The sequence below is a fragment of the Arthrobacter caoxuetaonis genome (assembly GCF_023921125.1).
GTDB lineage: Bacteria > Actinomycetota > Actinomycetes > Actinomycetales > Micrococcaceae > Arthrobacter_B > Arthrobacter_B caoxuetaonis.
The window spans coordinates 3,031,591-3,044,706 of sequence record NZ_CP099466.1 but is presented as its reverse complement, the minus strand read 5'-3'; the positions used below and the strand labels follow the sequence as shown (position 1 = coordinate 3,044,706).

Genomic DNA, 13,116 nt, shown 5'->3' with positions numbered 1-13,116 from the left:
CCCTCCGCCGGGAGCTCGAATGGTTTTCTCCAGTCCCGAGAAGGAGCCCGCCGTGGATACCAAGTTCACGAACAAAAGCCAAGAGGCACTTCAGGCCGCGGCCATGAATGCCACTACTGCCGGTAATCCGCAAATTGAACCCGCACATTTGCTGAAAGCCCTGATGGACCAACGCCAGGGCGTAGCAGTGGCCCTGCTTAAGGCAGCCGGTGCGAACCCTGACGCGGTCAGCGCGGCGGCCAGCACCGCCATCCACGAACTGCCCTCAAGCTCCGGGTCCTCGGTTCAGCAGCCGCAGTTCTCGCGTCCCCTGCTGCAGGCCATCAACACCGCCCAGCAGGAGGCTGCCCAGCTGGGGGACGCCTACGTTTCCACCGAACATCTGCTGCTGGCCCTGGCCGTGGACAACGGCCCGGCGGGTAAAGCCCTGCGGGACAACAATGCCGGCCATGACGCGCTCGTCAGCGCCCTTCCATCTGTGCGAGGAGACCGAAAAGTGACAACAGCCGATCCGGAGAACACCCTCCAGGCGCTGGAGAAGTTCAGCACCGACCTCACAGCTTTGGCACGGTCCGGCAAACTGGACCCCGTCATCGGACGCGATTCCGAAATCCGGCGGGTGATCCAGGTGCTGAGCAGGCGCACCAAGAACAACCCCGTCCTCATCGGCGAACCGGGTGTCGGCAAGACCGCCGTCGTCGAAGGCCTCGCCCAGCGCATCGTCGCCGGTGACGTCCCGGAAAGCCTCAGCGGCAAGACCCTGCTGTCCCTGGACCTGGGCTCCATGGTGGCCGGTGCCAAGTACCGCGGCGAGTTCGAGGAACGTTTCAAAGCCGTCCTCGAGGAGATTGCCAACTCCGAGGGGCAGGTGGTCACCTTCATTGACGAGCTGCACACCGTGGTCGGTGCCGGCGCTGCCGAAGGATCGATGGACGCCGGCAATATGCTCAAGCCCATGCTCGCCCGCGGGGAGCTGCGGCTGATCGGCGCCACCACCCTCAACGAGTACCGGGAAAACATCGAGAAGGATGCGGCGCTGGAACGCCGGTTCCAGCAGGTCTTTGTGGGCGAACCCAGCGTTCCGGACACCATCGGCATCCTGCGCGGCCTCAAGGAGCGCTACGAAGCGCACCATAAGGTTGCCATAGCGGACTCCGCCCTGGTTGCCGCCGCGACCCTTTCCAACCGGTACATCACCGGCAGGCAGCTTCCCGACAAGGCCATTGACCTGGTCGACGAGGCCGCGTCCCGGCTGCGCATGGAGATCGACTCCGCCCCGGAGGAAATCGATGAGCTGCGCCGCGCCGTCGACCGGCTCACGATGGAGGAGCTTGCCATCTCCGGAGAAACCGACGAGGCTTCGCTCGAACGCCTCGAAGTCCTCCGCGAAGACATGGCGAACAAGAAGGAGCAGCTGGCGGCGCTTAATGCCCGCTGGGAAGCCGAAAAGGCCGGACTGAACCGCGTCGGCGACATCAAGGCGCGGATCGACGAACTGCGCTCGCTGGCCGAAAAGGCCCAGCGCGACGGCGACCTCACCGAGGCATCGAGGATCCTCTACGGCGAGATCCCGGCCATGCAGAAGGAGCTGGACGCGGCGCAGGCAGCCGAGGAGGACCAGTTCGGCGAGGGTGCCCGGGAACTGATGGTTTCCGAAGAAGTCACCGCCGACGACATTGCCGAAGTTGTCTCGGCGTGGACCGGAATCCCGGCCGGACGCATGCTGCAGGGTGAGTCGCAAAAACTGCTCGACATGGAGTCTGTCATTGGTTCCCGCCTGATTGGCCAGAGCCGTGCGGTCTCAGCGGTGGCAGATGCTGTCCGCCGTTCCCGCGCCGGTGTCAGCGACCCCGACCGTCCCACCGGATCCTTCCTCTTCCTGGGCCCAACCGGCGTCGGCAAGACCGAACTGGCCAAGGCGCTGGCAGAGTTCATTTTCGACGACGAACGCGCAATGGTCCGCATGGACATGAGCGAGTACGCGGAGAAGCACACGGTGTCGCGCCTGGTCGGAGCCCCTCCCGGGTACGTCGGCTATGAAGAAGGCGGACAGCTCACCGAAGCCGTGCGGCGGCGCCCGTACTCCGTGATCCTGCTCGATGAAGTGGAGAAGGCGCACCCGGATGTCTTCGACATCCTGTTGCAGGTGCTCGACGACGGCCGGCTGACGGACGGGCAGGGCAGGACGGTGGACTTCCGGAATGTCATCCTGATCCTGACCTCCAACCTCGGCTCGCAGTTCCTGGTGGACCCGGGACTGAACGAGGAACAGAAGCGGGAATCGGTCATGTCCATGGTCAACGCCAACTTCAAGCCGGAGTTCCTGAACCGCCTTGACGACGTCATCCTCTTCGACCCGCTGACCCTTGAAGAACTGTCCAAGATCGTGGACATCCAGGTGCGTGCCCTCGCAACCCGGCTGCGGGACCGCCGCCTGACCCTGGACGTCACGGACGCTGCCCGCGAATGGCTGGCACTGACCGGCTACGACCCGGCCTACGGTGCCCGGCCACTGCGGCGCCTGGTCCAGCGCGAGATCGGGGACAAGCTGGCCAAGGGCATCCTCGCAGGCCGCATCTCGGATGGAGACACGGTTCTGGTGGATCGCCCAGAAGGGCTCGGCGAGGAAGAGTTCGGAAACCAAGGGCTCAGCGTCGAATCAGCGGCTCCCGTGGCGTAGCCAGGGCGCACCCGCATCAATCCCACAAAGGAGGGCCGCCCGACGGGCGGCCCTCCTTTGGCTTAGTTTCAGGGGATCCGGCGTCGTCCGCCGAACCCGGCTACGGCTGGACGATCAGCGAGTCCGTCAGCTCCTCGCCCGGTGCGACAACGAAGCAGTCCACCCGGCGGTCCCCGGAGTCCCAGGAGCCCTGGGTGGGCACGGCCCGGTTAAGCTCAAGATCCGTGTACTTCGACGCGGCATCGGTGTAGACCACGGAAGAACACACTTCTTCCGCCTTTGCGGCCAGTGCGTCCGTGCCGGGGAAAGCGTCAGAGTCCGGGTAGGTCTGGCTGGCCACCAGCTGCGCATTATGGGGAGTGTCGCACGTAACCACGGTGACCTCGGCGTTCACGCTTTGGAAGTCCTGGAGGCAGGCACCTGCCTCGAGATCCAACGGCTTAACCGAATCCTGCAGGACTCCCGCTTCCCGGTTGCCGTCCGCAACGACGGTTGCCAGCCAGATACCCAGCAGGACAACGATCAGGATGGAGCCGATCAGCACCAGTGTCCGGGTCGTTTTACTGGCTCCGGAGTTCTTGGCTGCTGCCTCTTCGGCTTCACGCGTGCGGCGGGCACGGCGCGAGTCGCCGGGTACCGCGCTGGAGCCGGACGGGGTGACGGTGTGGGTGATACCCGTATCCGCAGGGTTCTCGGCCGGAACCTTCTTCGTCAGGGACAGTGAGGCGAACGAATCGGTGACCGGGGCGGATACGTCGGATCCTCCGGCGCTAACGGTGGCAGCAGCGATTTCCGGCTCCGCTGCCGATTCCTTGCTCCCGGCTGTCTTAGCTGCTTTCGCCGGGTCGGAGTCCTTGCCGGGTTTTTTGTCGCCGGAGTCGCTTTTTCCCGTCCCGTCTCCGCCTGCCTCATCATCTGCGGCATCGGTGCTGGCTGCCTCGGTCTCCGCGTCCTCTTCGGAAGCTTCTGATGCGTCGGTCTCCGTGTCTTCTTCGGCATCAGCAGCTTCGGAGGCCTGTGTCTGGTCTGCGGCCGCTGTTTCGTCCGCGGCTTCTGTTTCATCCGCGGCGACGTCGCCCTCAAGGCCGGCTTCGTCCGCTTCGGCTTCAGGAGCTTCTGTCTGGTCCGCGGCCGCTGTTTCGTCCGCGGCGACGTCGCCATCTGCGTCGGCGTCGTCTGCCGGAGAGCCGGGAGCCCCGTCTGCCGGGTCCCCGTTGACGGGTTCGTCGTCGACATTTTCCGTCGGCGGTTCAGCGGAGGTTTCAAGTTCCGTGATTCCCTCGCCGGCGTCAACGGCGATCTCGGTCCCCTCCGGCGGCGCCTCCGAGATGCCGGCATGCCTGCCGGCCTCGATCGCTTCCTCGGTGACGGCACGGACCTCGGCAGCGGTCTCGAGGAGGGACGCGGCTTCTGCGGCGTCCGAGCTGATGGAGGGGGTTTCGAGGGACGGCTCGCTGAGCTGCACTTCGTCGGCCGGAACGATCTGCGGTTCAACCGGTGCTGCGTCCTGAACCTGTGCCTCGAACATGCCCGTCCACAGCTCGTCATCGCGGGACCCGTTCGAAGACAGCCACGCAGGGGCATCCGTGTGGGAAACGAGGTCCGGAAGAACCTGCGCCGGACCGGTGCCAGCTTCTGCCTCAGCTGCATCGCCGCCTGTGCCGGCGTCGCTGGAGGCCGGATTGTTCCCTGGCTGGGTTGGCTCATCCGCCGGCCCTGAGGCGTCCTTGGCTCCGGGCCCCGTGCGCAGGGGGCGCTTGGGCCCGCCCTTTGAACCGAGCAGTCCCTTGGCTACCGCGCCCTTGGACGATGCCGGCCGCTTGGAACGGGGAATCCGCCTGCCTGTCTTCCCTGGTTTCCCGGTCTTCCCGTTTTTTCCGGGTGTGGCCGCGGTGCCTGACGCGGCGGAATCGTTCTGTGCGGGACGCCCGTTGGCGACCGGCTGCTGCGGCTTGATAACTGGAATGCTCCTTGTAGCGGGATTGCTCCGGATGGACGGTGCTGCCTTGGCGGCAGGGGGCTTGGCGCCGGAACCTTTGGGGCCCGCGCTGCTGTTCGGCGATGGCCGCGGGGACTTTCCAGGCAGGGCCGGGCCCGGCCTTGGCGTCCTCTTCTGATCGCTCATGGTGAACGTGTGCCCTCCCTGTTCATGGCCGCTCCGTGGTCCCGCAACGTCGTCTCCTCCCTGACTTTAGCGAATTTGCAGGTGGCAGCGCAGTACACGCCGAAGCGATGCGCGGACTAAACTTGGAAGTTGATTGTGTCTGCGGCTCCTCCGGGGCACGCAGCAGCGGGAAAACATGTAACCTGTAGTTACGACAAATTGACCGAATATTCCGGGGCCTCGCTCTCCTGCCCGAGCGACCACCTCCGGATCGACGCAAAAAGGGGGTCACGCCATGGGGCGCGGCCGTCAAAAGGCAAAAGCAACCAAGCAGGCACGCGAGATGAAGTACTTCACTCCTGCCACGGATTACTCGGCCCTGCAGCGAGAGCTGTCGGGCCCAACGAGCCGTCCATCGAGTCGATATCCCGAGGAGCCGGCCGAGCCGGATTACTCGGCGTACGAGGATAAGTACGCAGATCAATTTGGCGAGGAAGACGACGACGAGGGCTCCCGCCGCATCGGCTAGGTGCAGCGAACCACTCGTTTTCGACAAGCCCAATTGCTTTCCTTCAGCGGATCACCAGACGGTGGATCCGCTGAAGGGCGTTAAAGGCGGAAATTCCGCAGGCATCCGGTCGGCCCCGATGTGCGCTCCCCATCGAGGTTGCAGAAACTGCCCGTATCAAAGCTGATACGGGCAGTTTCTGCAATCTCGATGAAAGTGGGGAAGTGGAAGCCCTGTGGGGTCTAGGCGTAGTTGCCGACCAGACGGACAGCGCCGCCGTCGACACCCTTGGCGCCCTGGACGTAGTCCGGGTTGCCGGACTCGGGCTCTCCGCCCTCGCCCACGGTTCCCATGGTCCACGCAGGGACGCCGCGCTCAGCCAGCCGCGCCAGCGCAGCATCGGCACCGGCAGCGTCAACGATGGCCACCATGCCTACGCCGAGGTTGAGTGTGCGTTCCAAGTCCGGAAGGGGCACGTTGCCCAGCTCGCTGACCAGCTTGAACACCGGCGGAAGTTCCCAGGTGGAGCGGTCCACGGTGGCTTCGAGTCCCTTCGGGAGCACGCGTGCCAGGTTTGCGGCCAGACCGCCGCCGGTCACATGGCTGAAGCCGTGCACGCCGGCAGGCGCGTAGCGGGCCAGGTCCAGGCAATCCGCCGCGTAGACGCGGGTCGGTTCCAGCAGTTCCTCGCCGAGGGTGCGGCCCAGTTCAGGGATCTGGCGTTCGAGCTGCCAGCCGGCGTGGTTGATGACGCGGCGCACCAGGGAGTAGCCGTTGGAGTGGATACCGGAGGACGCCATGCCAATCACCACGTCACCGCTGCGAACGCGTTCGGGGCCCAGAAGGTCGGCAGCTTCGACGACGCCGGTGGCGGCGCCGGCGACGTCGTACTCATCGACGCCCAGCAGGCCCGGGTGTTCGGCCGTTTCGCCGCCCACCAGTGCGGTGCCGGCAACTTCGCACGCTGCCGCAATGCCCCGGACGATGTCCGCGATGCGCTCCGGGAATACTTTGCCGCAGGCAATGTAATCGGTCATGAACAGGGGCTCGGCGCCAACAACTACGATGTCGTCGACCACCATGCCGACCAGGTCGAAGCCGATGGTGTGATGGATGTCCAGGGCCTGGGCGATGGCGACCTTGGTGCCGACGCCGTCGGTGGAGGTGGCGAGCAGCGGCTTCTTGTACGTGAGGAGCCGGGAAACGTCATAGAGACCGGCGAATCCGCCCACCCCGCCGAGAACGCTCTCGTTATGGGTGGCCTTCACGGCCGCCTTCATCAGTTCGACGGCCTTGTCACCGGCTTCGACGTCCACACCTGCGGAGGCATAGGTGATGGAGTTTTCGCTCGCGCTCATACTGATTCTTTCTTGTCTGTGGGGGTCAGGAGGGTCTCGAATTCACTGTCCGGGCCCGGATCGCAGCCGTTGGAGCCGTCCGCATCGGAGGGCGGTTCCAGCAGGTTCTTGCCCAGCCGGTCAGCGGAGGGCAGCTCAATCGGGTACTGGCCGGTGAAACAGGCCGTGCACAGTTTCTCGCGCGGCTGCTGGGTAGCACCGATCATGCCGTCTTCGGAAATGTACGCCAGGGAATCAGCACCGATCGAGGTGCAGATTTCTTCGACCTTGGCGCCGTTGGCAATCAGCTCGGCTCGCGAAGCAAAGTCGATGCCGTAAAAGCAGGGCCACTGGACCGGAGGGGAAGAAATCTTGACGTGGACTTCCTTGGCGCCGACTTCGCGCAGCATCCGCACGATCGCGCGCTGGGTGTTGCCGCGCACAATCGAATCGTCGACGACGACCACACGCTTGCCGCGGATCACGGATTCCAAGGCGTTCAGCTTCAGCTTGATGCCGAGCTGGCGCAGGGTCTGGCTCGGCTGGATGAAGGTGCGTCCCACGTAGGAGTTCTTGACGAAGCCGTGGGCAAAGGGGATGCCGGACTGCTCGGCATAGCCAACTGCAGCGGGTGTTCCGGATTCCGGAACGGGAATCACGATGTCTGCTTCGACAGAGTTTTCACGGGCCAGCTGGCGGCCCATCTCGACCCGGGATTCGTAGACCGAACGCCCGTTGATGGAAGCGTCCGGGCGGGCGAGGTAGACGTATTCGAAGACGCAGCCTGCCGGCGTCGGCTCGCCGAACATCTGGGAACGGATGCCGTTCTCATCGATGGCAATGAACTCGCCGGGCTTGATCTCGCGGATGAAGCTTGCACCGACGGTGGCCAGTGCGGAACCTTCGGAAGCCACAACCCAGCCCCGGTTCAGCCGGCCGAGGACCAGGGGACGGACTCCGTACGTATCGCGGGCGGCGTACAGGGTTCCTTCGTCCATGAACACAAAGGAGAAGGCGCCGCGCAGTTTGGGCAGCAGCTCCAGTGCCGTTTCTTCGAGGCTGCGGCCGTCCGTGCCGTTCAGCAGCGCCGTGACCAGGGCGGTATCCGAGGTGTTGCCCTGGGCGATCTCGCCGGAGCGGGGACGTCCCTGGCGTTCAAGAATCATCTCGTACAGCTCTGCGGAGTTGGTCAGGTTGCCGTTGTGGGCCAGTGCCACGGTGCCGGCAGCGGTGGCCCCCAGGGTGGGCTGCGCGTTCGCCCAATGGGAAGCACCGGTGGTGGAGTAGCGGCAGTGGCCGATGGCGATGTGCCCGAGCAGGGTGTTCAGCGTGGTCTCGTCAAAGACCTGGGAAACCAGTCCCATGTCCTTGTAGACGCTAATCCGGTTGCCGTCGCTCGTTGCGATACCGGCGGACTCCTGCCCCCGGTGCTGCAGAGCGTACAGCCCGTAATAGGTAAGCTTCGCTACCTCTTCGCCGGGGGCCCAGACGCCGAAAACCCCGCAGGCATCCTGCGGTCCTTTCTCGCCGGGCATGAGATCGTGGGAAAGCTTTCCGTCACCGCGTGCCATGGGACTCATTCTCTCACGATCGGGGTCCGCATCAGCCTCCGCGGCGGTGCGTTACGCCAGTGGTGACGGACCCGTGCTGCCGGGATCGTCGTCGGCGGCTTCAACGATGGCGTGCTCGGAACGCCGCACGCTGATCCGGTCCAGGATGAGGGCGGCAACGCAGCCCAGGGCGACGCCGGGAAGCGCCAGCATCACGGTGAAGAAACCCAGGACGGCTTCACGGGTGTACTGCGGGTTCTCCGGGCCGGTGTAGGCCATGACCAGGGCAACCACGAACGCCACCACCACACCCAGGGCCATGAAGGGGACAAAACGGGGAGCGCGCCGGATGGTGATCTCGCGCCGCTCGGGGCTGTGCTGCTCGGAAGTCATACGGGAATTCTACCGGCAGTAGAGGTTAGGAGTTCCCGTCGCCGGGGATCCCCGGAAACAGCGGGAGGCAGTCCGCAAGGTCTGCCCGCAGGCCGGAGGCCGAGACTTTTCCCGCGGCGACGGCGTCTGCCCAGGAAAGCGTGCCCGTCACCAGTGCGAGCCAGGTAGCAGCGTCGGTTTCCACCACGTTGGGCGGGGTTCCGCGGGTATGCCGCGGGCCGGGAATGCACTGGGTGACGCCAAACGGAGGTACCCGTACCTCCACGCTGTTGCCCGGTACCCGCTCGGCCAGTTCCTCGAGGGCATACCGTACGGCAGCCGCCGTCGTCTGGCGGTCCGCCGCGCCTGCCGCGGCAGCGGCAAGGGCAGCTCCGCCGTCGGCAGATGAAATCCTGCGCCGCGCCATGACTAGTCCAGCAGCGCGGTGACGGGAGCGGCCAGGCGCAGGCTGCCTACGGGCTCGCCGCCGCCGAGTACCGGAGGCACGACTTTGGCCAGCACCTTGAAGACACCCTCCGGGTCGATGGCACCGCTGGCGGCGAGCAGGGTCAGGCCCACGAGGGTGGCAGCACGCCCGTTGCCGTCAAGCATTTTCAGCGCGACCGAGACACCGGTGTCTGTTCCCAGCACGAGGACTCCCTCAGCGCCGGACTTCGCAACGATTCCGAGGTCCTCCATGACGACGGAGTTCTCCCGGCCCACGCCATGGACGGCCCACGGGTAATCCAGCATGGCGGTGGCAACAGTCGCCGCCCGCGCGTCTCCGTGCTTGTCCGAGGGGGCCTTGGCGAGCTTGCCGATTCCGCGGGCGAGCCCGGTCAGGGAGAGGGCCGCGAGCGGAGCGCCGCAGCCGTCGACCGCCCAGTGGGCCGGTTTCTCTTCACAGAAGTCTTCGATAACCCGGGCAATGCCCTGCTGCAGCGGATGCGCCGGGTCCAGGTAGGTGGAGGTGTCCCAGCCGTTTTCAGTGCAGGCCCACAGGAACGCTGCATGCTTGCCGGAACAGTTGAACGAGATCCGCTGTTTTCCCTTGCCGGAGCGGATCAGTTCGATGCGGGCCTGTTCGTCCTGCGGCCAGTCAGCGGGGCACTGCAGATCGTCCTCGGTGACCCCGGCTGCCTCGAGCATGCCTTGCACGACGTCGGTGTGTTCCTTCGCGCCTATGTGGCTGGCAGCGGCGAGGGCCACCTGCGCGCCGCGCAGCGGAACACCCGCCTGCATGGCAGCGACGGCCTGGAAGGGCTTGAGCGAAGAGCGTGGAAACACGGGGGTGGTGATATCGCCGAGTGCAGTCACCACGGATCCGTCCGAGGAGAGGACGACGGCGGACCCCGCATGACGGGATTCGATGAAGCCGTTGCGCTCCAGGACAGCGAGTTCAACGGCGTCGGCAGCAGTGAAAGTGGCAGGCATAAGGCCAGTCTACGGATACTGCCTGATACAGCGGGGACGCCGGGAACCGCGGCGGGCGGGTTTATGCCGTCATGCACGCGTAGCGGCTTTCAGGGCGCGCGCCCGGGCAAGTAGGCTGAAGTCTTGTGAAGGTTCTCGTTGTTGGCCCCGGTGGCCGCGAACATGCCATTGTCCGTTCCCTGCTGGCCGATCCCTATGTTTCCGAGGTCCACGCGGCCCCCGGGAACGCCGGAATCGCCCAGATCGTTCCGGTCCATTCCCTCAACGCCAGTGACCCCGCAGCCGTCACGGAACTGGCCGTGCGGCTCGGAGCCGACCTCGTCGTCGTGGGTCCTGAGGCGCCGCTTGCCGCGGGAGTCTCGGACGCGGTGCGTGAGGCAGGGATCCCCGTGTTTGGTCCTTCCAAAGAGGCGGCACAGCTGGAGGCCTCAAAAGCTTTCGCAAAGCAGGTGATGGCGGCTGCGAACGTTCCCACGGCGATGGCGCGCGTCGCGGCGAACGCCGACGAAGCAGCCGACGCCCTGGACACCTTCGGCGCTCCGTACGTCGTGAAGGACGACGGGCTGGCTGCGGGCAAGGGAGTGGTTGTGACCTCCGACCGCGGCGAAGCCCTGGCCCACGCCGCTGCCTGCTTCGAAGCCGGCGGCACGGTGGTGATCGAGGAATATCTCGACGGCCCGGAAGTTTCCCTTTTTGTCCTTTCCGACGGTCGGCACGTGGTTCCGCTGGCGCCGGCCCAGGACTTCAAGCGGATCTTCGACAACGACGAAGGCCCCAACACCGGCGGCATGGGAGCCTACTCTCCCCTGGAATGGGCCCCGGCCAACCTCGTGGACGATGTCATTGCCCGCGTTGCCCAGCCCACCGTGGACGAAATGGCAGCCCGGGGCACGCCCTTTGTCGGCGTCCTGTACTGCGGACTGGCGCTCACCTCCCGCGGCATGCGGGTCATCGAGTTCAACGCACGCTTCGGCGATCCGGAAACACAGGCCGTGCTGGCCCGGCTGAAGACCCCGCTCGGCGGCCTGCTGCTGGCAGCGGCGAAGGGCGAACTGGACGCCATGGAACAGCTGAAGTGGGATCCCCGCACGGCAGTCGCCGTCGTCGTCGCCTCGGAAAACTATCCCGATGCCCCGCGCACCGGCGACCCGATCCTCGGTCTGGTTGAAGCGGAGGCGATCGACGGCGTCCACGTACTGCACGCCGGAACGTCGCTCGAGGCGAACGAGATTGTCAGCGCCGGCGGACGCGTCCTGGCCGTCGTCGCGCTGGGGGAGGACCTGGCCCAGGCCCGCGACCTCGCCTACGCCGGTGTGGCCGAGATCGGCCTGGAAGGCTCGCAGCACCGCACTGACATTGCGCTGAAGGCTTCCCGCAGCGAAATCGTGGTTCCTGCCGGAAGCGCCGGCGTCGACAACGAAAAGGGCCTCCTGTGAGCGCCGCTCCGCAGCTGCAGGGCTGGAAGCACATCTATTCGGGCAAGGTCCGCGACCTCTACGTTCCCGCGGGCCCAGATGCCGCCGAAGACCGTGTGCTGGTGGTAGCCAGCGACCGGATCAGCGCCTACGACCATGTCCTGGCCAGCACGATTCCGGACAAGGGGCGCATCCTGACGCAGCTGAGTCTGTGGTGGTTCGACCAGCTGGGCGACATCCCCAACCATGTGATTTCCGCCGATGAAGGCGTGCCGGCCGAGGTAGCCGGCCGGGCGATGATCTGCAAGAAGCTGGCGATGTACCCGGTTGAGGCCATTGCCCGCGGCTACCTAACCGGTTCCGGCCTGGCTGAGTACCGCCAGTCGCAGACCGTGTGCGATGTGCCGCTGCCGGAGGGCCTGGTGGACGGGTCGCGGCTGGAGCCCGCGATCTTTACGCCGTCTGCAAAGGCCGAAGTGGGCGAGCATGACGAAAACATTAACTACGACGCCGTCGTCACCGCTGTTGGCGCGGAAACCGCAGCGACAATCCGGGACCTGACCCTGTCGATCTACACAGCTGCAGAGGCCATTGCCCGGGAACGCGGAATTATCCTGGCCGACACCAAGGTTGAGTTCGGCCTGGATCCGTCCACGGGACTGGTGACACTGGGCGATGAGGTGCTGACCCCGGACTCCTCGCGCTTCTGGGACGCATCCCTTTACGAGCCGGGGAAGCCCCAGCCGTCCTTCGACAAGCAGTACGTCCGGGACTGGCTGACCTCCGCCGAATCCGGCTGGGACAAGGCCTCCGATATGCCTCCGCCCGCCCTGCCGGCCGACGTCATCGAGCGCACCCGCGCCCGCTACGTGGAGGCCTACGAGCGGCTGACCGGAAAAGCGTTCGCCTAAGCCGTCCTGACCTTCCGGGGGCTCAGCCCCGGAAGGTCAGGTGCACGACTCCGCTTTCCGCTGTTTCCGCAATCACGTCGTAGGCGTCTTCCAGGCCGCGGAGGCCTTCCCACAGGTTGATGCCGCGGCCCAGCAGGATGGGGGTGATGCCAACGTGCAGCTGATCGACCAGTCCCGCTTCCAGGAACGACCTGACCACCGTGGGACCCCCGCCCACCCGAATGTCCCTGTCGCCGGCAACGTCCAGTGCCTTTTCCAGAGCCTCCTCGGGGGAAGCGGTGATGAACTCGAAGCGGGTCCCGTTGGCCATTTCCAGCGGTGGGCGCGGCGTATGCGTCAGGACGTAGACCGGGACCCGGAACGGAGGCTCGTCTCCCCACCAGCCCTGCCAGTCCGGATCGTCGGGAAAGTTGTGCAGGCCGAACATCCCGGCCCCCATGATTTCCGCACCGATCCGGTCAAAGTAGGCCTCGGCGTACTTATCGTCCACGCCGGTGGTCCCTTCACCGCCGGTCTCGTGCAGCACGCGCTCCCGGAAGGTCCGGGTGGCCACGTACGGGCCGACCAGCCGCCCCCAGTCCTGGCCGAAGGGATATTCGGGGGTCTGGTCCGTAGTGGTGGCGTATCCGTCGAGGGAAATGTTCAGGTCAACACGAACAGCCATTGGAACCTCCTGGGCGGCTAGGCAGAAAGTGAACCCGAGCTTACCCGCGGCGTTTCCTCCGTCAAAGGGTCCGTTAGCCCGATGGGGACTGAGCCCCAGCAGGGCAGCAAAAAGGGCCCATCAAAAATGATGGACCCTTCT

11 protein-coding genes are annotated in these 13,116 nt (G+C 65.6%); 4 read left to right on the top strand and 7 right to left on the bottom strand.

The window, feature by feature from the left end; genetic code table 11:
- The first annotated feature begins 52 nt into the window (after nucleotides 1-52).
- Nucleotides 53-2,680 carry an ATP-dependent chaperone ClpB gene (gene clpB / locus NF551_RS14060; protein WP_227894049.1) on the top strand — a complete coding sequence of 876 codons (2,628 nt, stop codon included), beginning with the start codon at nucleotides 53-55 and terminating at the stop codon, nucleotides 2,678-2,680.
- A 100-nt stretch (nucleotides 2,681-2,780) separates the two neighbouring features.
- On the opposite strand, the gene NF551_RS14055 is transcribed toward clpB, so the two are convergent.
- A complete protein-coding gene (locus tag NF551_RS14055; protein WP_227894050.1) occupies nucleotides 2,781-4,805 on the bottom strand; it encodes a septum formation family protein in 2,025 nt (674 codons plus the stop codon).
- 274 nt (nucleotides 4,806-5,079) lie between these two features.
- Between NF551_RS14055 and NF551_RS14050 the strand changes: the two genes are divergently transcribed.
- Nucleotides 5,080-5,313 (top strand): DUF3073 domain-containing protein, encoded by a 234-nt coding sequence (locus NF551_RS14050; protein WP_227894051.1) that lies wholly within the window; start codon nucleotides 5,080-5,082, stop codon nucleotides 5,311-5,313.
- A 221-nt stretch (nucleotides 5,314-5,534) separates the two neighbouring features.
- On the opposite strand, the gene purM is transcribed toward NF551_RS14050, so the two are convergent.
- The 5 genes from purM to NF551_RS14025 are packed head-to-tail and all read right to left on the bottom strand — an operon-like array spanning nucleotide 5,535 to nucleotide 9,985.
- Nucleotides 5,535-6,650: a phosphoribosylformylglycinamidine cyclo-ligase gene (gene purM / locus NF551_RS14045; protein WP_227894052.1), complete on the bottom strand. Its 1,116-nt coding sequence runs from the start codon at nucleotides 6,648-6,650 to the stop codon at nucleotides 5,535-5,537.
- Nucleotides 6,647-8,200 carry an amidophosphoribosyltransferase gene (gene purF / locus NF551_RS14040; protein ID WP_227894566.1) on the bottom strand — a complete coding sequence of 518 codons (1,554 nt, stop codon included), beginning with the start codon at nucleotides 8,198-8,200 and terminating at the stop codon, nucleotides 6,647-6,649. Before purF ends, purM begins: the two co-directional genes overlap by 4 nt.
- Nucleotides 8,201-8,251: 51 nt before the next feature.
- A complete protein-coding gene (locus NF551_RS14035; RefSeq protein ID WP_227894053.1) occupies nucleotides 8,252-8,572 on the bottom strand; it encodes a hypothetical protein in 321 nt (106 codons plus the stop codon).
- 25 nt (nucleotides 8,573-8,597) lie between these two features.
- Nucleotides 8,598-8,978 carry a sterol carrier family protein gene (locus NF551_RS14030; protein WP_227894054.1) on the bottom strand — a complete coding sequence of 127 codons (381 nt, stop codon included), beginning with the start codon at nucleotides 8,976-8,978 and terminating at the stop codon, nucleotides 8,598-8,600.
- 2 nt (nucleotides 8,979-8,980) lie between these two features.
- Entirely contained in the window at nucleotides 8,981-9,985 is a 1,005-nt protein-coding gene (locus NF551_RS14025) for an asparaginase (protein ID WP_227894055.1), read from the bottom strand.
- Nucleotides 9,986-10,110: 125 nt separating this feature from the next.
- On the opposite strand from NF551_RS14025, the gene purD reads away from it, so the two are divergent.
- Nucleotides 10,111-11,421 carry a phosphoribosylamine--glycine ligase gene (gene purD, locus NF551_RS14020; protein ID WP_227894056.1) on the top strand — a complete coding sequence of 437 codons (1,311 nt, stop codon included), beginning with the start codon at nucleotides 10,111-10,113 and terminating at the stop codon, nucleotides 11,419-11,421.
- Nucleotides 11,418-12,311 (top strand): phosphoribosylaminoimidazolesuccinocarboxamide synthase, encoded by an 894-nt coding sequence (locus NF551_RS14015; protein ID WP_227894057.1) that lies wholly within the window; start codon nucleotides 11,418-11,420, stop codon nucleotides 12,309-12,311. Before purD ends, NF551_RS14015 begins: the two co-directional genes overlap by 4 nt.
- A 22-nt stretch (nucleotides 12,312-12,333) precedes the next feature.
- Here NF551_RS14015 and NF551_RS14010 read toward each other — a convergent pair whose 3' ends face one another.
- A complete protein-coding gene (locus NF551_RS14010) occupies nucleotides 12,334-12,975 on the bottom strand; it encodes a dihydrofolate reductase family protein (RefSeq protein WP_227894058.1) in 642 nt (213 codons plus the stop codon).
- Nucleotides 12,976-13,116 lie beyond the last annotated feature (141 nt).

Excerpts from the sequence above, each read along its gene's own strand:
- purM (WP_227894052.1), bottom strand. The coding sequence starts at position 6,650 with ATGAGCGCGAGCGAAAACTCCATCACCTATGCCTCCGCAGGTGTGGAC.
- NF551_RS14030 (WP_227894054.1), bottom strand. The coding sequence starts at position 8,978 with ATGGCGCGGCGCAGGATTTCATCTGCCGACGGCGGAGCTGCCCTTGCC.
- NF551_RS14050 (WP_227894051.1), top strand. The coding sequence starts at position 5,080 with ATGGGGCGCGGCCGTCAAAAGGCAAAAGCAACCAAGCAGGCACGCGAG.
- purF (WP_227894566.1), bottom strand. The coding sequence starts at position 8,200 with ATGGCACGCGGTGACGGAAAGCTTTCCCACGATCTCATGCCCGGCGAG.
- NF551_RS14010 (WP_227894058.1), bottom strand. The coding sequence starts at position 12,975 with ATGGCTGTTCGTGTTGACCTGAACATTTCCCTCGACGGATACGCCACC.
- NF551_RS14055 (WP_227894050.1), bottom strand. The coding sequence starts at position 4,805 with ATGAGCGATCAGAAGAGGACGCCAAGGCCGGGCCCGGCCCTGCCTGGA.
- NF551_RS14025 (WP_227894055.1), bottom strand. The coding sequence starts at position 9,985 with ATGCCTGCCACTTTCACTGCTGCCGACGCCGTTGAACTCGCTGTCCTG.
- NF551_RS14035 (WP_227894053.1), bottom strand. The coding sequence starts at position 8,572 with ATGACTTCCGAGCAGCACAGCCCCGAGCGGCGCGAGATCACCATCCGG.